The organism is Sphaerisporangium melleum, assembly GCF_014646695.1.
Lineage (GTDB): Bacteria > Actinomycetota > Actinomycetes > Streptosporangiales > Streptosporangiaceae > Sphaerisporangium > Sphaerisporangium melleum.
In genome coordinates this window covers 114,357-137,379 of the sequence record NZ_BMNT01000021.1, presented here as the reverse complement: position 1 = coordinate 137,379, position 23,023 = coordinate 114,357, and the positions used below count along the sequence as shown (strand labels likewise).

20 protein-coding genes and 1 pseudogene are annotated in these 23,023 nt (G+C 72.0%); 15 read left to right on the top strand and 6 right to left on the bottom strand.

What is annotated here, in order from left to right; genetic code table 11:
• Positions 1-4 precede the first annotated feature (4 nt).
• The 3 genes from IEY93_RS19790 to IEY93_RS19780 all read right to left on the bottom strand — a co-directional run bounded on the left by IEY93_RS19790 (position 5) and on the right by IEY93_RS19780 (position 3,420).
• The gene (locus IEY93_RS19790; protein ID WP_229691288.1) at positions 5-583 is read right to left on the bottom strand and encodes a hypothetical protein; all 579 of its coding nucleotides are present in this window, start codon (positions 581-583) and stop codon (positions 5-7) included.
• Between the two features lie 208 nt (positions 584-791).
• Entirely contained in the window at positions 792-1,790 is a 999-nt protein-coding gene (locus tag IEY93_RS19785) for a glucosyl-3-phosphoglycerate synthase (protein ID WP_189164570.1), read from the bottom strand.
• A 160-nt stretch (positions 1,791-1,950) separates the two neighbouring features.
• Entirely contained in the window at positions 1,951-3,420 is a 1,470-nt protein-coding gene (locus tag IEY93_RS19780; protein ID WP_229691287.1) for an XRE family transcriptional regulator, read from the bottom strand.
• 497 nt (positions 3,421-3,917) lie between these two features.
• Here IEY93_RS19780 and IEY93_RS19775 point away from each other — a divergent pair.
• From IEY93_RS19775 to aceA, 8 genes and pseudogenes are all read left to right on the top strand, one after another.
• A pseudogene (locus IEY93_RS19775) lies at positions 3,918-4,187 on the top strand (carbohydrate-binding protein); the annotation flags it as partial.
• A 107-nt stretch (positions 4,188-4,294) separates the two neighbouring features.
• Positions 4,295-4,948 carry a GntR family transcriptional regulator gene (locus IEY93_RS19770; protein ID WP_189164568.1) on the top strand — a complete coding sequence of 218 codons (654 nt, stop codon included), beginning with the start codon at positions 4,295-4,297 and terminating at the stop codon, positions 4,946-4,948.
• Positions 4,949-5,268: 320 nt separating this feature from the next.
• Positions 5,269-6,543 (top strand): ABC transporter substrate-binding protein, encoded by a 1,275-nt coding sequence (locus IEY93_RS19765; protein ID WP_189164567.1) that lies wholly within the window; start codon positions 5,269-5,271, stop codon positions 6,541-6,543.
• On the top strand, positions 6,533-7,540 hold the full coding sequence (locus IEY93_RS19760; protein WP_189164566.1) for a carbohydrate ABC transporter permease: 1,008 nt from the start codon (positions 6,533-6,535) through the stop codon (positions 7,538-7,540). Before IEY93_RS19765 ends, IEY93_RS19760 begins: the two co-directional genes overlap by 11 nt.
• Entirely contained in the window at positions 7,537-8,412 is an 876-nt protein-coding gene (locus tag IEY93_RS19755; protein WP_189164565.1) for a carbohydrate ABC transporter permease, read from the top strand. The genes IEY93_RS19760 and IEY93_RS19755 overlap by 4 nt, the downstream gene beginning before the upstream one ends.
• The gene (locus IEY93_RS19750) at positions 8,409-10,298 is read left to right on the top strand and encodes a DUF8034 domain-containing protein (protein WP_189164564.1); all 1,890 of its coding nucleotides are present in this window, start codon (positions 8,409-8,411) and stop codon (positions 10,296-10,298) included. Before IEY93_RS19755 ends, IEY93_RS19750 begins: the two co-directional genes overlap by 4 nt.
• 6 nt (positions 10,299-10,304) lie before the next feature.
• Positions 10,305-11,096, top strand: a complete 792-nt coding sequence (locus tag IEY93_RS19745; RefSeq protein ID WP_189164563.1) for an RraA family protein — start codon at positions 10,305-10,307, stop codon at positions 11,094-11,096.
• A gap of 200 nt (positions 11,097-11,296) precedes the next feature.
• Positions 11,297-12,589, top strand: a complete 1,293-nt coding sequence (gene aceA, locus IEY93_RS19740; protein WP_189164562.1) for an isocitrate lyase — start codon at positions 11,297-11,299, stop codon at positions 12,587-12,589.
• Between the two features lie 120 nt (positions 12,590-12,709).
• Here the strand turns inward: aceA and IEY93_RS19735 are convergent, their stop codons facing one another.
• Complete coding sequence (locus tag IEY93_RS19735) at positions 12,710-14,344, bottom strand: serine/threonine protein kinase (RefSeq protein WP_189164561.1); 1,635 nt, start codon at positions 14,342-14,344, stop codon at positions 12,710-12,712.
• A 208-nt stretch (positions 14,345-14,552) separates the two neighbouring features.
• Positions 14,553-15,542 carry an alpha/beta hydrolase gene (locus tag IEY93_RS19730; protein WP_189164560.1) on the bottom strand — a complete coding sequence of 330 codons (990 nt, stop codon included), beginning with the start codon at positions 15,540-15,542 and terminating at the stop codon, positions 14,553-14,555.
• A 374-nt stretch (positions 15,543-15,916) separates the two neighbouring features.
• Here IEY93_RS19730 and IEY93_RS19725 point away from each other — a divergent pair, with 374 nt between their 5' ends.
• Genes IEY93_RS19725 through IEY93_RS19715 form a run of 3 tightly spaced genes read left to right on the top strand, consistent with a single transcriptional unit; the run spans position 15,917 to position 18,275 of the window.
• Positions 15,917-16,690 (top strand): ABC transporter permease, encoded by a 774-nt coding sequence (locus IEY93_RS19725; RefSeq protein ID WP_189164599.1) that lies wholly within the window; start codon positions 15,917-15,919, stop codon positions 16,688-16,690.
• A 13-nt stretch (positions 16,691-16,703) separates the two neighbouring features.
• Positions 16,704-17,492, top strand: coding sequence for an ABC transporter permease (locus tag IEY93_RS19720; protein ID WP_189164559.1), 789 nt, complete (start codon positions 16,704-16,706; stop codon positions 17,490-17,492).
• A 6-nt stretch (positions 17,493-17,498) separates the two neighbouring features.
• A complete protein-coding gene (locus IEY93_RS19715) occupies positions 17,499-18,275 on the top strand; it encodes an ABC transporter ATP-binding protein (RefSeq protein ID WP_189164558.1) in 777 nt (258 codons plus the stop codon).
• Positions 18,276-18,281: 6 nt separating this feature from the next.
• Here the strand turns inward: IEY93_RS19715 and IEY93_RS19710 are convergent, their stop codons facing one another.
• Positions 18,282-18,779 (bottom strand): hypothetical protein, encoded by a 498-nt coding sequence (locus tag IEY93_RS19710; RefSeq protein WP_189164557.1) that lies wholly within the window; start codon positions 18,777-18,779, stop codon positions 18,282-18,284.
• Between the two features lie 186 nt (positions 18,780-18,965).
• Here IEY93_RS19710 and IEY93_RS19705 point away from each other — a divergent pair, with 186 nt between their 5' ends.
• The 4 genes from IEY93_RS19705 (at position 18,966) to IEY93_RS19690 (ending at position 23,004) form a co-directional block, all read left to right on the top strand.
• Positions 18,966-19,607, top strand: coding sequence for an MFS transporter (locus IEY93_RS19705; protein ID WP_229691286.1), 642 nt, complete (start codon positions 18,966-18,968; stop codon positions 19,605-19,607).
• 368 nt (positions 19,608-19,975) lie between these two features.
• Positions 19,976-20,734, top strand: coding sequence for a YcnI family copper-binding membrane protein (locus IEY93_RS19700; protein ID WP_189164556.1), 759 nt, complete (start codon positions 19,976-19,978; stop codon positions 20,732-20,734).
• A gap of 160 nt (positions 20,735-20,894) precedes the next feature.
• Entirely contained in the window at positions 20,895-21,524 is a 630-nt protein-coding gene (locus IEY93_RS19695) for a TetR/AcrR family transcriptional regulator (protein WP_189164555.1), read from the top strand.
• Between the two features lie 55 nt (positions 21,525-21,579).
• A complete protein-coding gene (locus tag IEY93_RS19690) occupies positions 21,580-23,004 on the top strand; it encodes a pyridoxal phosphate-dependent decarboxylase family protein (RefSeq protein ID WP_189164554.1) in 1,425 nt (474 codons plus the stop codon).
• Positions 23,005-23,023: the final 19 nt, after the last annotated feature.

Sequence of the window (23,023 nt, the reverse complement as noted above, 5' to 3'; positions counted from 1 at the left end):
TCGGCTACTTGAGGATCGGGAAGCGCTCGACCAGGGCGGTCCGGCTCCACCGGCGGCCGAGGCCGAGGGTGTCGGCGGCGCCGGTGAGCACCAGGCCGATCAGGACGACGGCGTAGACGATGTGCTCGTCCAGGAAGGGGTTGTTGGGCAGCGGCAGTTCGGCCGCCCACATCAGCACCAGCAGCAGGCCACCGGTGGCCGCCGCGATCCGCATGCCCACGCCGAGGATCAGCGCGGTGCCGATGCCGGCCAGGCCGGCCATGAACAGCCAGTCGACCCACGGCTGACCGGCCAGGCCGCCGAAGAAGCCGCCGAGCGCGGCGTCCTTGGTGCCCTTGAGGAAACCGGTGGTCGGGCTGCCGCCGTTGATCCACGCCTTGGCCGCAGGGGTGGCGAAGCCCAGCCCGAACAGCTTGTCGACGAAGGCCCACAGGAAGGTCCACCCGAGACCCAGGCGGACGACGGCCCACACGTAGTCCACGGGGTGCCTGTGTTGCTCGACATGGCCGGTGTTCTGGTCCGGGACGTGGGGGACGACGTTGCGGGTACGGGTGACGTCGTGGCGCCCTTCGGTGATGGCCATGGCCGCTTCCTTTCGGATCAGTTCCTCAGTTCTCCTCGCGGCTTCAGTACATCGTTTCCAGCGTCCGTCAAGGAGCGGTAGACGTCCCGCCCTTACGGCCCTAATGTCCTGATGAAATGGGACTTTCGTCCCTCCGGAGCCGGGCCGCAGGCACGCCGTTGACCGGCGATGCCCACGTTCGCCGTCCGGTCCTCTCGGGCGCCGAGGTTCAGGGGAGCGCGGGACGCTGGTCCAGCAGTTCGGGCAGCCGGGTGACGGCGTACTGCGGAACCTCCAGCATCGCGGGACGTTCGGGCACGGCGACGTCCCGCACCATCGGAAGGTGCCCGGTCGCCTGGAGGCCGTCGCCGCGGCGGAACTGGGTCAGGCCGGTGGCCGGGCTGTGCAGCGGGACGATCTTGCGCTGGCGCTCCAGCCGCGCCCAGGCCGTGTGCATGATCTGCCCGGCCATGACGCCGAGCGCCTCGGTGGACTGGTGCGAGTGCACCCGCCGGCCCAGGTCCACCTGGGCCAGCGCGTCCAGGCCGGCCAGCTCCAGCAGGTCGATCAGCAGGCCGATCTCCACCCCGTACCCGGTGGCGAACGGCACCCGCTCAAGGACCGAGCGCCGTCCGGCGTACTCGCCGGCGAGCGGCTGGACGAACCCGGCCAGCAGCGGCCAGTGCAGGTTGAGCATCGGGCGGGCCACCAGTTCGGTCACCCGCCCGCCCGCCCCCTGCGCCTCGCGCAACGGCCGGTCGTAGCAGCCTTTGACGTACATCACGGCGGGGTCGGCCAGCAGGGGGCCGAGCAGGCCGGTCACGAAGCCGGTGTCGAACTCGCGCAGGTCGGCATCGACGAAGACCAGCAGGTCGCCGGAGGTGACGGCCAGGGACTTCCACAGCACGTCGCCCTTGCCGTCCATCGGGGCCAGGGCGGGCAGGATCTCGTCCTGGGCGAAGACGGCCGCCCCCGCCCGCGCCGCCCGGGCGGCGGTGTCGTCGGTGGACCGGGAGTCGATGACGATGAGTTCGTCGACCAGCGGCACCGCCTCGACCAGGTCGCGCCGGATCGCCGCGACGATGTCGCCGACCGTCGCGGCCTCGTTCCTGGCAGGGAGCACCACGCTGACGCTGGTGCTCCCCTTGGCCGCGAGCAGGGCCTCGACCGGCCAGTCCGCGGATGCGGTCGTACGGTCGCGCAGCCACGTCTCCACCTCAGGCAGCACGCGATCCCCCTGTCGCCTCCTATCAGCTGACGTATCACTCTATTGGCACCTGACACGCCGGACGCGCCCGCAGGCGGGGCGGACCGGCCGGCGGCGCCGCGCCTCACCGCCGGCGACCGCGGCTCGCGCCACGGGACGGCTCCCGGCGGGCGAGGCGGAATCAGGCGCCCGCGTGACGTTCCAGGAAGGCGTACACGTCGGCTTCGTCCACTCCGGGGAACGAGCCCGGCGGCAGGGCGGCGAGCACGTGGGAGTTGGCCCGCGCCGACGGCCAGGCGTACCCCTCCCAGCGCTGGGTCAGCTCGGCCGGCGGGCGGCGGCAGCACTCGCCGGTCGGGCAGTCGGACCTGGTCCGGTTGACCGACTCCCTGCCCCGGAACCAGCGCGACTCGCGGTAGGGCACTCCGAGTGTGATGGCGAAGTCACGCTCGCGCGAGGGGTCGACGTGGGCGACGCAGAAATAGGTGCCGGTCGGCGTGTCGGAGTACTGGTGGTAGACCGAGAAGCGGTCCGGGCGCTGGAACACCTGGCGTCCGGACCACTTCTGGCACATCCGCTGGCCCTCGATGGCGCCCTGCTCGTCGGCAGGGAAGACGATGCCGTCGTTCTCATAGGCCTTGTAGATGGTGCCACCCGCGTCGTTGCGCACGAAATGGCAGGTCAGGTCCAGGTGGTGGGTGGCCAGGTTGGTGAAGCGGTGCGCGGCCATCTCGTAGGAGACGGCGAACACGTCGCGCAGGTCCTCCACCGACAGCGCCCGGTCGCGCTTGGCCTCCTGCAGGTAGGGCACGGCGGCCGTCTCGGGCACCAGGACGGCGGCGGCGAAGTAGTTGGCCTCGGTGCGCTGGCGCAGGAAGTCGGCGAAGTCGCGCGGCTTGTGGTGGCCGAGCGCCAGGTGCCCGAGGGTCTGCAGCAGGATGGTGCGCGGGGTGTGCATGCCGAGTTGCTCGTGCTGGACGTAGATGCGCCGGTTGCGCAGGTCGGTGATCGACCGGACGGATCGGGGCAGGTCCTGGGCGGTGCGCACGGTGAAGCCGAAGTGGGTGACCAAAGCCTGCACCGTGCCCTGGGACAGCGCGCCGGTGCGGTAGCCGACGGCGGCCAGCGCATCGGCCGCGGCGGTCTCGATCTCGGCGAAGTAGTTGCCCTGCTCGCGCTGCTTGCGCCGCAGCTCGGCATTGGCCGCCCTGGCCTCCTCGGGGGTCGCGGTCCCCTTGGCCTGGCGGGCGCGCAGCTCCTCGTACAGGCCGATGATGTGCTCGAGCACGTCGCTCGGCACCCGGGCCGAGACCTTCAGCCGGGGCAGGCCGATCGAGGCGTAGATCGGGTCGCGCTGCGCCTCCTCCAGGGCGATCTCGAGCTGGGCGCGCCTGCTCGGGGCCTGGCGGCGCAGCAGCTCCTCGACCGGGACGCCGAGCGCGGCGGCGAGCGACTTCAGCAGGGACAGCTTGGGCTCGCGCTTGCCGTTCTCCAGCAGGGACAGCTGGCTCGGGGCGCGGCCGACGCGCTCGCCCAGCTCCGCCAGGGTCAGCCCGCGCTGCCTGCGCAGGTGCTTGAGCCGTTGGCCGAACGCCAGGAGGTCGAGCTCCTGCGTCAAAGACAGCGGTTCTTCTCCCACCAAAGACGCCATAACACGATCCTAGGCGCAATTTCCACGCTTCTTCCAGCTCGCCATGCCTCCGGCGCCGTCCCCATCGGCCCCTCGGGCCGACCACCAAACCCGTCCGCCGGGTTCTGTTCCGGTTTCGGTGGTGTTTCCACGCCATTGACCGCCGGCTTCCGCAGTCGATACGGTGCACCATCCCTAATCGATAGACGATAGGAATTCGTGGTGCGTCACCGTACGTCCGCGTCTGTCATCGTCGCCGTCGCCGCCCTGCTGACCTCCGTCATCGGCGACGTCGCGCATGCGCAGCCCCCCGCCCCAAGACCTACTACGTGGCCCCGACCGGCTCCGACGGCGCGACGGGCCTCGCCAGCCGGTGACCGGGTCGGTGCCGTCGATGACGACCGTCGCGCCGGGCGCGGCCCGGTAGGTGATACGGCTGCCGGCGGTGCCGTCGTTGCGGGGGTTGACGGTCTCCCGGTAGGTGCCGGAGGCGATCTCGGCGGACGGTCGACTTCGGCGACGGCCGCACGATGTTCACGGCGTCGATCGGCTCCGACCCCGCCTACTCGGGCCGCGCCTTCCAGACCCGCGTCGACGGCCTGACCGGTCCGGTGATCGGCACCCTGACCGTCGCGTCCACCGGCGGGTTCGATGACTACACCACCCAGTCGGTGCCGATCACCCCGACCAAGGGAGTGCACAAGGTGTACCTTGTCGCTCTCGGCTCCTCGCCCGGCGTCGCCGACATCGACCACTTCGCCTTCACCCGGCCGGTCCCCGTGCCGTGAGCGGGCGTCCCGGCCGGGCTCCGCCGTCGTCCGGCGACCCGGCCGGGATCGCACGTGCCTGCTCACCACTCGCTCGGTTATCGTTAGGCGATAACCGAAGGAGGAGCATGACGTCACCGTTCGGGGAAGCCACGCTGCCACGCGGCCTGCTGTCCGATCACGCCTACGACCTGGTGCGGCGGTCGATACTGGACGGCAGGCTGCAACCGGGCGCGCGCATCGTCGAATCCGAGATCGCCCGGCAGCTCGGCGTCAGCCAGGCGCCGGTCCGCGAAGCGGTCAAGCGCCTGGTCCACGAGGGCCTGGTCACCTCGATGCCGCGCCGGGGAAGCTACGTCACGCAGATAAGCGCCGGCGAGGCCGACGATGCCCGCGAGGTGCGTGGCCTGCTGGAGGAGGCGGCCGCGCGGGAGGCCGTGCAGAACTTCGACGCCACAGCGCGCCGGGAGCTGGAGGCGCTGGTCGACGGGATGCGCGAGGCGGCGGGCGGCAACGACCTCGCGGCGTTCCGCGGGTACGACATGGCGTTCCACCGCAGGGTGGTCGAGCTGAGCGGCAACAGCTACCTGCCGCGGCTGTGGGGCGTCATGGAGCCCAGCCTGCTGAGCCTGCGGATCGTGGGCGATCCGGGCTTCACCGGGAGCTGGGCGGAGATGGCCGAAGCGCACCAGAACCTGGTCGAGCTGCTGGCCAGCGGCAACCGCGGCCGTGCCGCGGCGGGGTTCCTCAGCCACGCGACCGGCCTGGAGAGCCACACGTAGGACGCGCCCGCGGCACGGGCCGCCTCCGGCGAGCAGGGGATCATCTCGCCGCCGGTGCGGGTGGCGCGGGCGACCCGGCCGGACCGGACGGGTGACGTTCCGCCCTCATCATCGCGTCTTCACGACCTGCGGCCGTCGGCGCGCGTGCGCGCGGCGGGCACCGGGACCGGCCGTCCCGGCCGGAAGGAACCGGGGCGCCAGATGCGGCAGATGTCGGGTTTGTAACCATTGATGGGGTTCGGCGTAACACCCTCTTGACGTGCGGGACACGCCGCTGTTGGATTCCTGCATCGGTAATCGATAGACGATAGGGAGACCCCGTGAAACCGTTGCGTCGGCGATCACTCATAACGGGATGCGTTGCCCTCACAGCGCTGGCCCTGGCCGGATGTTCCGGCTCGGCGGGCGGTTTCCAGGAGTCCGGCGGCTCGGGTTCGGCGACGTCGGCCGACCTGCGGCTGCTGGTCAACATCACCCCGGTGCTGACCAAGGAGTTCTACCGGAATCTGGTGGCGCCGTTCGAGAAGGCGCACCCCGGCGTCAAGGTCTCCATCGAGGCTCCGACCGCCTCGGACGTCAGTGCCACCCTGCAGCAGCAACTCGCCGCCGGGTCGCCCCCTGACCTGGTCTCCGGCAGCCTGAGCGCCGAGATCGTCCCCCAGCTGAGCCCGCTGCCGGAGGAGCAGTGGGTCAAGGACACGCCGTACGCCGAACAGTCCAGGGTCGGCGGCACCATGTGGCAGGCAGGCAGCGGCAACCAGGTCCAGTCGATCGTCTTCTACAACAAGTCCGCCTTCGCCAAGGCGGGCATCACCGACATGCCGAAGACCATGAACGAGCTGACCGAGGACCTGGTCCGGCTCAAGGACGCCGGCTACGTCCCGGCGCAGACCGCCGGCGAGTGGGTCACCGGCGCCCAGGTGCAGATGATGGCCAACCCGAACGTCCTCGACACCGCCCCCGACTGGTTCAACCGGCGCAACAAGGGCGAGGTCGACTTCGCCCGGAGCGACTGGAGCAAGGTGCTGGAGGTCTACCAGAGCTGGATCGAGCGGAAACTCACCCCGCCGGACGCGATGGGACTGAAGTACCAGGACGCCATCGACCAGTTCCTCGCCGGCAAGTCGGCCACCTTCATCATGGGCAGTTGGTTCGTCCCGACGGCGGACGAGGCGAAGAAGAGCTTCGACGTCGGCGTGTTCGCCATGCCGACGCTCGACGGCTCACCGGCCCCGGTGTCCGGCGGCCCGTCGATCCCCTGGTCGATCCTGAAGTCGTCGAAGAACCAGAGCGCCGCCCTCGACCTGCTGAAGTACCTCGTCACCGACAAGACGGCCGTCGTCGCGGAGCTCAAGGCCGAGGGCAACTTCCGCAAGGGTTTCGACTACCCCGCCTCGCCGCTCAACCAGGCGGTCGGCGAGATCGTGTCCGCGAGCGCGGCCACGGTGGTCGCCTCCAGCGGGCAGGGCGACAACTCCGCCCCCACCGGATTCAACGACGAGCTGAACAAGCAGGTGCAGGGCCTGTATCTCGGCAAGACGCCGAAGGACGTCCTCGCGTCGATCGATTCCTGGTACACCTCGAATGCCAGGTAGCACTCCCGCACCCGGCGGCGTCCGGGCCGGCGACCGGCCCGGCCCGGCGCGCGAGGCCCGGCCCGCCGGCGCGGCCCCCGGGAGCGGCACCGGAGGCCGCCCGTCGACGGGCCGCGGACGCGCCAGGCTGTCGGCCTTCGTCTCGCAGACCGTGCTGCTGGCGCCCGCGACCGTGCTCATCTCGGTGTTCATGCTGCTGCCGATCGCGCTGGCCGCCTACCTCAGCTTCACCGACTGGAACGGCCTGACCCCCGATCCGCGGCGGGTCGGCTGGGCCAACTACGCCCGGCTCCTGCAGGACGCCGACGTCGGGCACGCCGCGGTGGTCACGCTGGTGGTCACCCTGGTCGGGACCGTGGCCTGCAACGCGGCGGGGCTCGCCCTCGCCGTACTGCTGAACCGCTCGGGCCGGCTGACCGGCCTGCTGCGCGCGGTGGTGTTCTACCCCTACGTCATCGGCCCGATCATCATCGGCTTCCTGTGGTCGGCGATCCTCGGCGCCAACGGCGCGATCGCCGGCCTCCTCACCTCGGCCGGGCACAGCCCGCTGCCGTTCCTGTCCGACCCCACCTGGGCCGTGGGCAGCATCGTCGCGGTGGTCGTCTGGTCGCAGTTCGGGGTGAACGTCGTGCTGTACCTGGCGGGACTGCAGACGATCCCGGTGAGCCTGGTGGAGGCGGCCCGCATGGACGGAGCGACCCGCTGGCAGGTCTTCCGCTCGGTCACCTGGCCCATGCTGGCGCCGTCGGTGACGGTCAACCTGGTGCTCGTACTGGTCGGGCTGCTGCGGGTCTACGAGATCGTGCTCGCCCTCACCGGCGGCGGGCCGGCCGGGCGCACCAGCACCTTCGCCTTCCTGATTCTGTCGGAGTCCTTCCGCACCAACCACCTGGGGTACGGCGCGGCGCAGGCGATGACGCTGACGGTGGTCATCGGAGCCCTCGCGCTCGCGATCACCGCGCTGCGCCGGCGGGCGGAGCAGGCGGTGAGCGCATGACCGGCTCGCGGCCCACTCCCCCGCAGGACGGTGGAAGCGGCCACCGGCGCGTGATCTCGGGCAGGACCGCCGTCCTCGCCGTGATCGCGCTGGTGATGCTGATCCCCGCGTACCTGCTGGTCGTCAACTCGTTCAAGTCGCAGCAGGACATCACCCAGGAGCCGTTCGGCATCCCCTTCGGGCGGCTCTCGCTCGGTCACCTGCGCGAGGCGCTGGCCTCCCCCGACTTCTCACTGCTGAGGGCGTATCTGGTCACCGCCGCGTTCGCCGTCGCGGTGAACGTCCTGTCCCTGCTGGTCAGCGGGCCCGCCGCGTACGTCATCGCGCGCAGCCTGCGGATCAGGCACCGGGTGCTGCTCGGCTGTTTCCTGGTCGGGTTGTTCATCCCCAGCCAGGTGCTGGTGATCCCGGTGATCTTCGTGCTGAAGTCCCTGGGACTGATGGGAACGGTGGCCGGCTTCCTGGCCTTCGAGACCACGCTGACCCTGCCGATCTCGATGTTCCTCTACGTGTCCTACATCAAGACGCTGCCCCGGCAACTCGACGAGGCGGCCCGGATCGACGGTGCCGGCCCGATCGGCACCTTCTGGCGGATCATCTTCCCGCTGATGCGCCCGGCCGTCGCCACGGCCGTCATCCTGCACACCATCGGCGTGTGGACGGACTTCGTCAACCCGCAGATCATCCTCGGCCCCGGTTCGAGCCTCTACACGGTCACGACGAGCGTCTACGCCGCGATCGGCCGGTACTCCACCGACTTCACCGTGGTCTACCCGAACCTGCTCATGGCCGTGGTCCCCGTTCTCGTCTTCTTCGTCCTCCTGCAACGCAACATCGTTTCAGGACTCACCTCCGGGGCGGTCAAGGAATGAGTCACCCGGCACCGGTCGTCGAGGCGACGACCCCGATCACCCACGCCCCCGCCTGGGCCGTCCTGCAACGTGAGCTGTTCGCCCTGCTGGACGAGGGCCGGCGCCGGTTCGAGCGGTTGTACTGCGCCGACGACGGCTCGCTGGTCTACGCCGGCCGGACGTTCGGCCGTGACGGCGTGGACGACTTCTACGAGCCCTTCTTCAACTGGCCGGCGCTCTACGTGCTCGGCGGGGCCGACGACCTGCTGGAGGCCTGCAAGCACCACTGGCGCGGCGTCACCGCCCAGCTCACCCGGCGCGGGCTGCTCACCGGCGAGTTCGAGAACGGCTATGACTGGTTCCACCAGGGCGAGTCACTGCTGTTCTTCTACGGCATCTGCGCCGCCGACCCCGACGACGAGGAGTTCCGGCGGCGGGCGTCGCGCTTCGCCGACCTCTACCTGCCGGACTCGCCGGCCGGGAACTACGACCGGCGGCTGCGGATGATGCGCGCGCCGCACGTCGGCGCGCTCGGCCCCCGGCCGGGACTGGCCGAGGACCGGCCGTACTCGGCGGCGAACCTGGCGATGGCCAAGTACGGGCTGCCCTTGCGCGATGTTCCCGGCATCGGCACCTGGGCGGACCTCGAAGACCCGGCCAACGCCCGCCGGATGGCCGAGGAGATGAACCGGCGGCTGGGCACCGGGGACGTGGCCATGAACCTCGCGGTCACCTCGCTGGTGACCAACGCCTGGCTGTACGACCACGACGAGCGCTACTCCCGCTTCGTCACCGAGTACGTCGGCGCCTGGCAGGAGCGGGCCGCCGCCAACCACGGCCTCATCCCCGACAACGTCGGCCCCGGCGGCACGGTGGGCGAACTGCACGGCGGCCGGTGGTTCGGCGGCCACTACGGCTGGTCGTGGCCGCACGGCCTGTACAGCGTCGTGGCGCCGGCGCTCATCGGCGCCATCAACGCGACCCTGGTCTCCGGCGTGGACGACCCCATGTCGCTGCCGCGGCAGGCGGTGCGCGCGGCCCTGGAGCACGCCCGCCGGGCGCCCCTGGACCCGCAGGACGCCGCGTTCTTCGACCACTGGTACGAGCGGCTCGGCGACGACGTCCGGCGGGATCTGCTCCTGGTGCCCTACCGGCGGGACGCGGGCGGCTGGTTCGACTACCAGCCGCTGCCGCCCGCCTACCCGGCCTGGCTGTGGTGGGTCACCCGGCGGCCGGGCGACCAGGCGGTTCTGGCCGACCTGGCGGACCGGTCAGGCTACGACTGGCGGCAGGTGCGGGGGTTCCGGGAGAAGGAGGAGGCGGGCCACGAGCCGCCCTGGTACCGCTATCTCGCCGGGGACAACGACGACTATCCCGAGCAGGCCCTGTCGATGGCGATCGCCCAGGTCCGGCGGCGGCTCGAACTCATGGAGCGGCATCCGGCGCCGCCACCGGACGACGACATCCACTGGTGGCAGGGGCTCAACCCGGTGGTGACCGAGGTGCTCACCCAGCTCGTCGCCGGCGCGCCGCAGATGCTCTACAACGGCGGCCTGCCGCTGGCCCAGCTCAGGTGGGCGGATGCCGACCGCGGCAGACCGGGCCTGCCCGACCAGGTCGCGGCCCTGGTCGAACGGCTCGACGGCGACACCGTCACCGTGCGGGTGCTCAACCTGCACGCGAGCGCGACGCGCACGCTGTCGATCACCGGCGGCGGGTACGGCGAGCACCCGATCACCGCGGCCGAGACCCTGCCCGGTCCAGGGCGCCCGGCGGACACGGCGCGGACCGGGCGGGTGCTGCTGCGGCTCGCGCCGCGCACCCAGACCCGCCTGCGCCTGCGGTTCGCCCGCTTCGGACGGCCCGCCCGGCACCAGCGCCGTCCATCCACCACGACAGGAGCATGAACCAGCATGTCAGCCTCCCCCTCCTCTCAGATCGGCACCGTGTGGCCCCTGCCGGTGCGCGGCCCGGCGTACCGGCGCGCGGACCGGGATCTCATCGACGCGATGGCACCGATCAGTTCCGCCACCGCCTGCGCCCACCTGCACAAGATGGGGATCACGCGCACGTTCGTCGAAGGCCCGCGGCCGCTGAGCACCGGCCAGAGGGTGGTCGGTTCGAGCGTGACCCTGCAGTTCATGCCGCAGCGCGAGGACGTGGCGAGCGGCGTCGCGCAGGAGTACGTCGAACGCACCACGGCGCTGTGGGCCGTCCTGGAGACCATCCAGCCCGGTGACGTCCTGGTCGTCCAGGCGTACGGCAGCGCGTACACCGGTTGCCTGGGCGACATGCTCGTCCGTTACTTCAAGCGCCGCGGCGGCGCCGGCATCATCGTCGACGGGCGGATCCGCGACGCGCCGCGGGTGAGGCGGCTCGGCGTGCCGATCTGGTGTACCGGCACCACCCCGCACTACGCCTCGCAGTCGGAGCTGTTCCCCTGGGCCTACGACGTCCCGGTGGCCGTGGGCGGCGCGCTGTGCCTGCCGGGTGACCTCGTCGTCGCCGACGACGACGGCGCGGTGATCGTGCCCCAGCGCAGCGCCTCGCAGGTCGTCGACCAGGCGGGGGACCACGAGGACTGGGAAACGTTCAGCCGGATGAGAATCGACGACGGCGCGCCGCTGAGCGACTACTACCCCCTCACCTCCGAGAGCCGGGCGGAGTACGAGGCATGGCGGGACGGCCCGAAGGGGCGGGCCTGACCATCGGAGATCGACGTACGCCGTCCTGCCGGAGATTGGTCTAGGCCATAGCGAAAACTTTGCGTTTATTGCTGCATAAATACTGACGAGTATGAGCTGAATCCGAAAGATAGCTCATTTTTCTCCCGCTCCGCCTTGTCGTCGTCCCTGCGCCGCCGCAGACTCGAATCAAGCCCCCAGAGGACGCCGAAGGAGTCGAAATGGATGATCGCCTCAAGGGAGCGGCAGAGGAACTGCGTCGAGACTGGGAGAGCGACCCGCGCTGGCAGGACGTCGAACGGACCTACACGGCCGAGGACGTCGTCCGCCTGCGCGGGACGGTGCAGGAGGAGCACACTCTCGCCCGTCTCGGCGCGGAGCGGCTGTGGTCGCTGCTGCGCACCGAGGACTACGTGCACGCGCTCGGCGCCCTGACCGGCAACCAGGCCGTGCAGCAGGTCAAGGCGGGCCTGAAGGCCATCTACCTGTCCGGCTGGCAGGTCGCCGCGGACGCCAACCTCGGCGGCCAGACCTACCCCGACCAGAGCCTCTACCCGGCGAACTCCGTGCCGGCCGTGGTGCGGCGGATCAACAACGCCCTGCTGCGCGCCGACCAGATCTCCTGGGCGGAGGGCGACACCGGCGCCCCGCACTGGATGGCGCCCATCGTGGCCGACGCCGAGGCCGGCTTCGGCGGCGTCCTCAACGCCTTCGAGCTGATGAAGGGCATGATCGCCGCAGGCGCGGCGGGCGTGCACTGGGAGGACCAGCTCGCCTCGGAGAAGAAGTGCGGCCACCTCGGCGGCAAGGTGCTGATCCCGACCGGCCAGCACATCAAGACCCTCAACGCCGCCCGCCTCGCGGCGGACGTCTGCGACGTGCCGACCCTGATCATCGCGCGGACCGACGCCCAGGCCGCGACGCTTCTGACCAGCGACGTCGACCCGCGCGACCAGGCGTTCACCACCGGTGAGCGCACCGCCGAGGGCTTCTACCGGGTGCGCAACGGCGTCGACGCCTGCGTCGCCCGGGGCCTGGCCTACGCGCCGTACTCCGACCTGCTGTGGATGGAGACCTCCACGCCGGACCTGGACGTGGCGCGGCGCTTCGCCGAGGCGATCAAGGATCGCTACCCGGAGCAGATGCTCGCCTACAACTGCTCCCCGTCGTTCAACTGGCGGCAGCACCTGGACGACGCGACCATCGCCAAGTTCCAGCGCGAGCTCGGCCACATGGGATACCGCTTCCAGTTCATCACCCTGGCGGGCTTCCACTCGCTGAACTACTCGATGTTCCACCTCGCCCGCGGGTACGCAGGCGAGGGCATGAGCGCCTACGTCGAGCTGCAGGAGGCCGAGTTCGCCGCCGAGCGGGAGGGCTACACCGCGACCCGCCACCAGCGCGAGGTGGGCACCGGGTACTTCGACCTGGTCGGCACCGCCGTCGCGCCCGACTCCTCGACGGTCGCGCTCCAGGGCTCGACCGAGGCCGAGCAGTTCACCCACTCCCGCTGATCGCCCGCCACGGCGCCCTGCCCGCCCCGGCCCGGTGACCGCCGTACGTCTCCGGGCGACGGCGAGCACCGGCCTCCGTCCCCGCGCTAGCCGTGCGACGCGACGGCCGGCCAGGGACCGTCAGGAGGACGGCGGGTCGGTGGGGGTGGGCGCCGGCGGCGGGGGCGGGGGCGTCGGCGAGCCCGACTCCCCGTCTCCCCACTCGGGGATCTGGCTGATGCTCACCGTCGGCCGGGGGTCCTTGGTCGGGGCGGGGGTCCTGGTCGGGCGCGGGTCACGGCTGGGCGGGTCGCAGGGCTTCTGCTTGCCGCGCTTGTTGCGGCACGCCGGCGGCTCCTCCCGGTCCGGCGGCGGGGCGTTGGTGCGCTTGGGCGACGGCGAGGCGACCGGGCTCGGCCACGTCCGGGGCGGTACGCCGTCCGGCCCGCCCGTCGGGCCCTCGGTCCTGGTGGCGGCCACCGTCGGCGCGGTGGTGAACACCGGGACGCCGGACGGCCCGCTGGTGGCGACCGCCGAGGGCCGGTGCCGCGCCGCGCCGCCGCCCGTCGCCGGCGGGGTGGTGTCGGGCACCTCGACCGGCATCCGGGAGCCCTGGATCGGCACCGCCACCGGCACCCGGCCCGGTCCGCCGGAGCTCTCGTCGATGCGGCTCACCCCTGTACCGGCCGCGACGACGGTCAGCGCGGCGATCGACACCGTGGCCAGGGCGGCGAAGCCGGCGTGCGCGGCGTGGCCGCGCCGGGCGGCCGCGCGCCGGGCCGTACGGGCGCCGGTGGTGGCCCCCTCCTCCGGCCTCATCGCCTCCCGGCCGGCGGGCGCGAGGCGCCGCGGGTACGGGACGGGGGCCCAGATCTCCTCCAGCACGGCGGCCACGGCCTCGCGCCGGTCCCAGGAGCGCTCCACTCCCCCGGCGTCCAGCAGCCAGCCGAGCAGCGCCGCGGCCTGCGGGCGCTGTCCGGGCTCCTTGGCCAGCGCGGCCGAGACCGGGTCCCACAGCAGTTTGGGCACCGAGGACAGCCGCGGCCGCTCCACCAGGATGCGCCGGGTCAGCACATCGGCGTCCCCGCTGCCGAACGGGTGGTGGCCGGTCGCCGCGTAGGCGACCAGGCAGCCCCAGGCGAAGACGTCGGAGGCGGGGATGGCGGGGCCCCCGGTCAGGCGCTCGGGGGCCACCCAGCCGGGACTGCCCATGATCTGGCCGGCCTGCGTGTGCGCGACGGCGGCGTCGAGGTCCCTGGCGATGCCGAAGTCGATGACGCGCGGCCCTTGGGGCGACAGCAGCACGTTGCCGGGCTTCAGGTCGCGGTGCACGAACCCGGCCTCGTGCACCGCCACCAGCGCCGCCGCCGCGCCCAGGGCGACGCCGTAGGCGAGATCGGGGGTGAGCGGCCCGCGCGCGGCGACCACCTGGGACAGGGAAGGACCGGGGATGTACTCGGTGACCAGATAGGGGCGGTCGTGGTCCGCGCCGTCCTCCACCACCGCCGCGGTACAGAACGGCACCACCCGGCGGGAGAACTCGACCTCCTCGCCGAAGCGCGCGCGCAGCGTCGGATCGGCGAGATGGACCGAGTGCGGGGTCTTGAGGGCGACCAGACCGCCCTCCGGCCGCTCCGCGAGGTACACCACCCCCATGCCGCCCGCGCCGAGGCGGCCGAGCAGCAGGTAGCTCCCGATGATGACCGGGTCTCCCACTGTCAGCGGCCGGACGCCCGGCGGCATCCCACGCGGGACGCCTGCTCCGCCACGTGCCATTCGGAGATGACCTCCCTTCGAGGTACGGCACAGGCCACTGTGTCCTCCCGCGCGGACATCTGCCGTGAACTAGGTGAAAGCGGCATGAGAGGTAAGGCGACTGATCCCCGGAGGTAAGAGAACGCAGTGCCATCTGTGACCATGGAGATCGCTGTGACCGCCGGGACTCCGGCCGTCGCGGCGGTGTCAGGCCAGGTCGAGGACGCGGTCAGGCGGCGGCGGAGGTGCCGGCGGTCTCGGGTGAGCCGGAGGAGGCGACGGCGGCCAGGAACCGCTCGATGTGCCGGTAGACCAGCCGGGCCTCGGGCACGATGTCGGCCAGGATGGCGAACGCGTGCGGCATGCGGTGCCACTCTTCGTAGGTCACCCGCACCCCGCAGCGGCGGGCCTGGAGCGCGACGCGGTGGCCCTCGTCGCGCAGCACCTCGGTCGAACCGGTGACGACCATCAGCGGCGGCAGCCCGGTGTAGTCGCCGTGCACGGGCGAGACCAGCGGGTCCTCGCAGTCCAAACCGGCCGTCCAGCGGCGGGCGAGCCACTCGACCCGGCCGGCCGAGAGCATCGGGTCGGCCCAGCGGTTGGCCCTGCGCCGCACGTCCGACAGGTCGGCCCATGGGGACAGGCAGATCGCGGCGGCGGGCAGCGGCCGGCCGCCGTCACGCAGCGCGAGCAGCAGGGAGAGCGTGAGGTGCCCGCCGGCGGAGTCGCCGGCCACGATGACGTCGCCGGGGGCGTACCCCCGGTCGAGCAGCCCCTGGTAGGCGTCCAGCGCGTCGGTGAGCGACTCGTTCAGCGAGTGGACCGGCCCCTGGCGGTAGTCGAGGGCGAACACCGGGCGCCGCGCGACACGCGACAGCCGCCAGGTGATCGGGCGGTGCGTCGCGGGCGAGCAGAAGAAGTAGCCGCCGCCGTGAAAGTAGAGCAGCACCTTGCCCTCGTCCAGGTCGTCTCCGGCGCGCACCCACTCCGAGCCGCAGGCCTCGCCGTCCGCCGGGTCGATCGCGACGTGGCCGGGCACGGGGAGCGGCAGGCGCGAGCCGAGCGCGACGGCACGCGAGACACAGGTGATGCCCATGGCGTGCCGCAGCAGGATCGCCGACAGCGGCTTGGTCGTCCCCCGCATGAGGCCGTTGAACAGGCTCGCCTGCCAGCTCAGGGGGTATCTGGGATGGATGTCCACGTCGATCTCCCCTGACATGGCGTACCTCCGCACCGCAACCGACCTGAACGCCGTTCTACTACCGACGCGTATACCCCGGTTTACCTGACGTTTACACCGCACGTCGAGGGGCAGCCGAAACATTTGACCTGGTAGGGGGAGGAATGGGGTTGCCCGGCCGGGCAAGGCCCCCGGCACGCGGGCCACCGGCGGCGTGGCGGGCGAGCCGTCCCGGGCGCATCGCGGGCAGCGGCCTGCCGACCCCGTGAGCCCTCGCCGCCGAGGGCCGGCACGCGGCCGGGCCCTCGGCACCGGAGGCCGCGCGCGGGGGAAAATGCGGTGAGCGAGCAGGGGCGCGGCGGTTAGAATTCCCGTCCCGCCGTCTCCGGAGGTGTGTCGCCTTCTCCCTCTATCTGGCCGTCCTCAGATACGGCTTCCGCCGTCGTGCCGCCTACCGTGCCGCCGCGCTGGCCGGAGCGTTCACCAACACCGTCTTCGGGGTCCTGCGGGCGTACGTCCTCATCGCCCTCTGGGAGGCACGCCCCGGCCTGGCCGGCTACGACGTCACCGACGCGGTCACCTTCTGCTTCCTCACCCAGGCGTTCATCGGCCCGATGGAGGTCTTCGGGGGCGGGCTCGACCTCGCCCAGCGGATCCGCACCGGCGACGTCGCCCTCGACCTGGTCCGCCCGGCGTCCCTGCAACTGTGGACGCTCGCCGACGACCTCGGCCGGGCGGGCTACCTGTTCCTGATCAGGAGCGTGCCGCCCACGCTGATCGGCGCGGCCCTGTTCGGCATCCGCTTCCCTGCCGACCCGGCCGTGTGGGCGGCGTTCACGGTCTCGATGATCCTCGGCATCGTGGTCAGCTTCGGGCTGCGCTACCTGGTCGCGATGTCGGCGTGCTGGATCATGGACGAACGCGGCGTGCAGTCGATGTCGCTGGCCCTCACGCTGTTCTTCAGCGGCATGATCCTGCCCCTGGTGCTGTTCCCCGGCTGGCTCGGCGTGCTGGCCGGGGCGCTGCCCTGGGCGGCGATGGTGCAGGTGCCGGCGGACGTGTTCCTGGGCAAGCGCGACCTCCTCGGCGCGCTCGCCTTCCAGGCGGCCTGGGGCCTGGCGCTTCTCGCCGCCGGCGCCGCCGTCACCCGCATCGCCCGCCGCAAAGTCGTCATCCAGGGCGGGTGAGCCGATGCTGAACATGGCGCGAACCTACGTCCTGCTCGCGGCCACCTGGACCCGCGCCGCCGCGCAGTACCCCCTGTCGATGGCGATGCTCACCCTCGGCTCGTTCATCCTCACCGGTCTCGACGTGGCGGCCATCGCGGTGATCTTCGCGCACACCACGGCCCTCGGCGGCTTCTCCCTGCCCGAGGTGATGTTCCTGTACGGCACCTCGGGCATGTCGTTCGCGCTCGCCGACCTGCTCTTCGGCAACATCGACCGGCTCACCCTGCACGTCAAGGCAGGCACGTTCGACGCGATGCTGATCCGCCCGGCCAGCCCGTTCGTGCAGATGGCAGTGCACCGGTTCTCCTTCCAGCGCATCGGGCGCACTCTGCAGGCCGCCGCCGTGCTGGCCATCGCGCTCACCCAGTTGAGCGTCCCCTGGCAGCGCGCCTGGATGATCCCGCTCATGGTGGTGTGCGGCATCGTGCTGTTCGCCGCCATCTGGACCCTCGGCGGCGCGGCGCAGTTCCTGCTCGTGGACGCCCCCGAGGTGGCCAACGCCTTCACCTACGGCGGCGGCACGCTCACGCAGTACCCCCTGTCGGTGTACGGGGGCGACCTGGTGCGCGCGGTCACCTTCATCGTGCCGCTGGCCTTCGTCAACTGGCAGCCGGGGCTCTTCGTCCTGGACCACCCGGACCCGTTCGGCCTGCCGTACTGGCTGCGCTTCATGAGTCCGGTCGCCGCCCTCTCACTGGCCTGTGCGGCCGGGCTCGCCTGGCGGGCCGGGCTGCGCCGCTACCGTTCCACGGGGAGTTGAGACGCGATGATCGAGGTCGACGGCGTCGGCCGTTCCTTCACCCTCCGGCACAGGAGGGGGCTGCTGCGCGGCGAGACGCGGGTGGTGCACGCCGTGCGCGACCTGTCGTTCCGGGTGGCCCCCGGCGAGTTCGTCGGCTACCTCGGCCCGAACGGCGCGGGCAAGTCCACGACGATCAAGATGCTGACCGGCATCCTCGCCCCGACGACCGGGCGCATCGAGGTCGCCGGTCTCGACCCCTCCCGCCGCCGCACCACGCTGGCCCGGCGCATCGGCGTGGTCTTCGGCCAGCGGACGACCCTGTGGTGGGACCTGCCGCTCAAGGACAGCTTCACCCTGATCCGGCACCTTTACAAAGTAGATCGGGAAGTGTTCCGCAAGCGGCTGGCCGAGCTGTGCGACGTCCTGGACCTGGGCGGCTTCCTCGACAAGCCGGTTCGCCAGCTCAGCCTCGGCCAGCGCATGCGGGGCGACATCGCCGCGGCGCTGCTGCACGACCCGGCGGTGCTGGTGCTGGACGAGCCCACCATCGGGCTCGACGTGGTCAGCAAGTCGGCGGTGCGCGACTTCCTGCGCGACCTGAACGCCGAGCGCGGCACCACCGTGCTGCTCACCACGCACGACCTGGGGGACATCGAACGCCTGTGCCGGCGGGTCATGCTGATCGACCACGGCACCCTCGCCTTCGACGGCACCGTGGAGGAGCTGATGGCCACCGTACCCGGCGAGACGAGCATCGAGGACGTCGTCACCCGGCTCTACACCCGCCGCCTCCCCCTGTGACGCGGGTCAGTAGTAGCTCCCGGAGGGTGAGCTCTCCTCGTCGTACCCCTCCTCCATGTCGCGCTGCCGGCCGGCCCAGCGGGAGGGCATCAGCACGGGAATGAAGAGCGCGATCCCGATCATCGCGTACACGCCTTCGGCGAGCAGGTTCTGCATGCCCTTGCCGGCCTGGACGATCTCGGGGCTCATCGAGGGGTCGGCCGGGACCAGTCCCAGCGCGCGATGCACGTCGAGCAGGTAGACGACGGTCCAGGCGAGCAGCGCCATGGAGGGGATGAACGTCGCGAGCGGCGAGACCCTGCCCGCGACGACGAGTCCCAGCACCAGACCCGCGGCCAGCATCGCGCCGAGCCCGATGAGCGCCGTGGTGTCCCGGACCGGGTCTACGGCGGCCGCCGCGCCGTTCACCACGCCGCGCGCCGCGTCCTGGGAGGCCCAGCCGGTTCCCGCCAGCAGAATCCCGGTCACCACGACGCCGAGCAGAAGTCCCAGGAAGTGCCGCACGGCCACACCTCGCCCCTCACAGAACAACGATCGCGGGCAACAGTAGCGACAAAACCCTCGAAAAGGCAGAGATCTGCCAAGCCGCCGCACACACCGCGCTCCCCGGACGGCGCGCGGCCCGCAGGGCCGGATGCGGCCGGTCCGCCCGGCGCACGAGCGCCGGCCGGGAAAGCGTGCCGGCCCCCGGTGACCGACCCCAGTTCCTGGTACGGGGTGGGACAGGGGCGCCTGCGGCATGACACGATGTGGGGCGTCATGCGAGCCCGCCTCCCTCTGCGTCTGGCGCGCGCGGCCGTCTTCACGGTCGTCTGCGTCGGGCTCGCCGTGCTCGGCCACCGGCTCGCGGGCGGGTCCGGCCCGCACTACTGGGCGGTGATGGCCGGGTGGGCCGGCGTGACCATCGGTGCCACCCTGCTCGCCGGGCGTGAGCGCTCTCCCCGCACGATCGTCGGGTTCCTCGTCGGCGCCCAGATCTTCCTGCACGAGCTGTTCGGCGCCGCGGGCGGCGCCGGCTCCCCGGCGGGCCTGCACGTCTCCCACGGGGAAGGGCTGGGCGCGGCGCTCGGCATGATCATCGCCCACCTCACCGTCACGCTGATCACCGGCTGGTGGCTGGCCCAGGGCGAGTCCGCCCTGTGGTCGATGCTGCGCAGAGCGGGCGGACGCGCCCTGCGCGGGCTGTCCCGCCTGCTCGCGCTGCTCGGCGCGGGCGCCGCTCCCCTTCCCCCGGCCACCGGCCGTCCGCCCCGCCGCATCCTCGCCGAACGGGCCCGCGAGGCGCTGCGGCACACGGTCAGCAGGCGCGGTCCTCCGCTCCCGGTCGCCTGACCCTGGCGACCTCGCGCGACCGGACGCACGAACCGGCGCTGCCGGGTCTCGCCTCGCCCATCCGCGCGCCGGCCGCCTCTGGTGCCGCCGCTCCGCCGCGCTCCGGCGGCTCGCCCGCGTACCGATGGGCGGGTCTCCCCGTGCGCCCGGACGGCGTGGACCTCAGCCCGCCGGGACGCCGTCCTGCCGCGGCCTCACCCGGTGGATCGATGCCACCGGGAGCGGCGCGCGGCCGCCGGGGACACCGGGGACATGGTCAGGCAGTACGACGACCGGGCCGCTCAGGCCGCCCGGCTCCCGCGCTCCTCGCGGGCCTTCTCCGCCTTCCTCAGTGCAGAACCGTCCTCAGCGAACAAGTGGAGTCTTCGATGCCAGCGAACACCGTCATCCGCCGCGTGGCCCTCGTTCCGGCCGGCGCGCTCGCGCTCGTCGCCGCTCTCGCCCTCCCCGCCCTGGCGCACGTCTCGATCAACCCGGGCACGGCGGAGAAGGGCGGTTTCAGCAAGGTGGCCTTCCGGGTCCCGAACGAGCGGGACAAGGCGTCGACCACCAAGGTCGTGATCTACCTGCCCGTCGACCACCCGTTGCCGTTCGTGTCCGTGCGCCCCGTCCCGGGGTGGAAGGTCGAGGTGACCGAGAGCAAGCTGGCCAAGCCGGTGCCCTCGAAGTACGGCGAGATCACCGAGGCGGTCACCAAGATCACGTGGAGTGGCGGGAAGATCGGCCCGCACCAGTTCCAGGAGTTCGAGGTGTCCATGGGCATCCTGCCCGAGGACACCGACCAGATGCTCTTCCCCGCGACCCAGACCTACTCCAACGGCGAGGTCGTCAAGTGGGACGACGAGCCGAAGGCCGACGGTTCGGAGGCCGAGCACCCGGTTCCGACGCTCAAGCTGGTCGCGGCGGGCGCGAGCGAGGACGACCACCACGCGTCCCCGGCCGCGAGTCCGGCGGCGTCGGCCGCTCCGGCCGTCGCGGTGCGGGCCACCGGCGCCGGCGGGCACGGCAAGGCGGCCTCGGACGGCACCGCGCGCCTGCTCGGCGCCGCGGGGATCGTGGTCGGCCTGGCCGGTCTCGTCGTCGGCTTCACCGGCCGGCGCCGTGCCCGCGGCACCACCGGCGACTGACCTTCCGATCGCGGCGGGCCCGCACGGCCGGACCCGGTCCGGCCGTGCGCTGATCGCGATCACGCCGGCGGCCGGCCCGGCGGCGTCGGGCGCGCAAAGCCATGACAGGGCTCCACCAAGCGATCGGTCCGGTGCGGACGGTGAGCATAGCGTCGGTGCCATGACCTCCGAGCGGGAAAGCGACCACGAACGCCTGATGCGCGCCGCGATCAAGCTGTTCGCGGCCTTCGGGTTCGACGGCACCTCTCTGCGGCAGATCGCCGACACCGCCGGCCTGGAAACGGCCGCGGTGGAGCGGCTCGCGGGGAGCAAGCGCGAGTTGTACCTCGCCGTCATGCGACTGCTCTTCGACCGGGAGCGGGCCGCGCGGGAGGCCGCCATGGCCGGATTCTCCACCCGGACGCCCGAGGAGACCGCCGCCTCCATCCACCGCGTCCTGGACGACTACGTCGAATACACGATCGAGCACCCGGAGCGGACGCTGCTGTGGGTGCACCGGTCGCTGCTGGACGCGGCGGACGTGCGGGAGTTGGAGCAGCGGTTCATCCAGCCGATCCTGCAGGTGGTGCTGGAGGGGGTCCGGCCGGCGATCGAGAAGGGGTACATGGACCCGGACGTCGACCTCGAGCTCGCCATCTGGACGGTGATCTGGATGGTGCAGGGCATCACCACCGCCGGCACGGTGATGGGCCACATCCCCGGACCGCCCGACGAGCACTACGTGAAACGCTTCGAACGTCACCTGCACCTGGTGATCGACCGCTTGTTCCGTCTGCCCGGATCGTCGTGATAACGTCCCTGGCCACCGTGCGGCGACGCCGTACCACCTGGCGAGGGAGAGCGACGTGCTTCCGGAGAACGGCCGATCGGCGGACGACCTGCTCGCGGAGATCGCCCAGTTGAAGCAGCACGACCTGCCGGTGCGCGGGGGCAAGGTCACCGCCTACGTCTATGACACCGGGCGGCCGGAGGTCGGTGACGCCGCGGCCCGCGCCTACTTCGAGATGCTCGAGGTCAACACCCTGGACCCGACGGCGTTCCCGAGCGCCGTCGCCATGGAGCGGCAGGTCGTCGGCGCCGTGGCCGGCCTGCTGGGCGGGGGCCCCGCCACCCCGGGCATCTTCACCAGCGGGGGCACCGAGTCCATCATGCTGGCGGTGAAGGCGGCCCGGGACTCCCGCCCGGTGGCCGGGCGCCCGCGCATGGTGGTGCCGGTGACCGCGCACCCGGCGTTCCACAAGGCGGCGCACTATCTCGGCCTGGAGGTCGCGCCCGTGCCGGTGGACCCCGCGACCTTCCGCGTGGTCCCGGAGGCCGTGGCCGAGGCGATCACCCCGGACACCGTGCTGGTGGTGGTCTCGGCGCCGTCCTATCCGCAGGGCGTGATCGACCCCGTCGCGGAGGTCGCCGCGCTGGCGGCGGCGCGCGGCGTGCTGTGCCACGTGGACGCCTGCGTGGGCGGTTGGCTGCTGCCCTGGCTGGCGCGGGCGGGGGCGCAGGTCCCGCCGTTCGACCTGTCGGTGCCGGGCGTCACCTCGATCTCCTGCGACCTGCACAAGTTCGGGTACGCGCCCAAGGGCGCCTCGGTGGTGCTGTTCGCCGACCCCGCGCTGCGCCGTGCCGCGTACTTCGCCTCGGCGGCCTGGCCGGGGTACACGGTGATCAACGCGACCGTGCAGAGCTCGAAGTCCGCCGGGCCGCTGGGCGGCGCGTGGGCGACGTTGCGCGCGCTCGGACAGGACGGCTACCTGGCGCTGGCCCGCGACACCCTGGCGGCGACGCGGCGGCTGGCCGAGGGCATCGCCGCCATCCCCGGGCTGCGGGTGCTCGGCACTCCCGAGTCGTCCCTGGTGGCCTTCGCGGGCGACGACGTGGACGTGTTCGTGCTCGCCGACGAGGCGCGCCGGCGCGGCTGGTTCCTGCAGCCCCAGTTGTCGTACGCCGGCATCCCCGCCAACCTGCACATCACGGTCACCGGGGTCACCCTGGCCGGCGTCGATGCGCTGCTCGAGGTGATCGCGGTGTCGGCGGAGGCGGCCAGGGCGGCCGGGCCCGCACAGGTGCCCGAAGGGCTGGCCGAACTGCTGGAGGGCCTCGACCTGGACTCCATCGACGACGCGACATTCGCCGAGCTGGCCGCCTCGGTCGGGGTGGATCTGCGCGCGGAAGGCCAGCCGCGGATGGCGGTGGTGAACGCCGTGCTGGACGCGCTGCCGGCCCGCACCCGCGAGGCGATCCTCATCCGGTTCCTCTCGGTGATCTACGGCTGACGCCCTGGGCCGGCCCGCG

Coding starts and splice junctions, on each gene's coding strand:
- IEY93_RS19790 (WP_229691288.1), bottom strand. CDS start 583: ATGGCCATCACCGAAGGGCGCCACGACGTCACCCGTACCCGCAACGTC.
- IEY93_RS19780 (WP_229691287.1), bottom strand. CDS start 3,420: ATGGCGTCTTTGGTGGGAGAAGAACCGCTGTCTTTGACGCAGGAGCTC.
- IEY93_RS19770 (WP_189164568.1), top strand. CDS start 4,295: ATGACGTCACCGTTCGGGGAAGCCACGCTGCCACGCGGCCTGCTGTCC.
- IEY93_RS19760 (WP_189164566.1), top strand. CDS start 6,533: ATGCCAGGTAGCACTCCCGCACCCGGCGGCGTCCGGGCCGGCGACCGG.
- IEY93_RS19755 (WP_189164565.1), top strand. CDS start 7,537: ATGACCGGCTCGCGGCCCACTCCCCCGCAGGACGGTGGAAGCGGCCAC.
- IEY93_RS19750 (WP_189164564.1), top strand. CDS start 8,409: ATGAGTCACCCGGCACCGGTCGTCGAGGCGACGACCCCGATCACCCAC.
- IEY93_RS19745 (WP_189164563.1), top strand. CDS start 10,305: ATGTCAGCCTCCCCCTCCTCTCAGATCGGCACCGTGTGGCCCCTGCCG.
- aceA (WP_189164562.1), top strand. CDS start 11,297: ATGGATGATCGCCTCAAGGGAGCGGCAGAGGAACTGCGTCGAGACTGG.
- IEY93_RS19735 (WP_189164561.1), bottom strand. CDS start 14,344: ATGGCACGTGGCGGAGCAGGCGTCCCGCGTGGGATGCCGCCGGGCGTC.
- IEY93_RS19730 (WP_189164560.1), bottom strand. CDS start 15,542: ATGTCAGGGGAGATCGACGTGGACATCCATCCCAGATACCCCCTGAGC.
- IEY93_RS19720 (WP_189164559.1), top strand. CDS start 16,704: ATGGCGCGAACCTACGTCCTGCTCGCGGCCACCTGGACCCGCGCCGCC.
- IEY93_RS19715 (WP_189164558.1), top strand. CDS start 17,499: ATGATCGAGGTCGACGGCGTCGGCCGTTCCTTCACCCTCCGGCACAGG.
- IEY93_RS19700 (WP_189164556.1), top strand. CDS start 19,976: ATGCCAGCGAACACCGTCATCCGCCGCGTGGCCCTCGTTCCGGCCGGC.
- IEY93_RS19695 (WP_189164555.1), top strand. CDS start 20,895: ATGACCTCCGAGCGGGAAAGCGACCACGAACGCCTGATGCGCGCCGCG.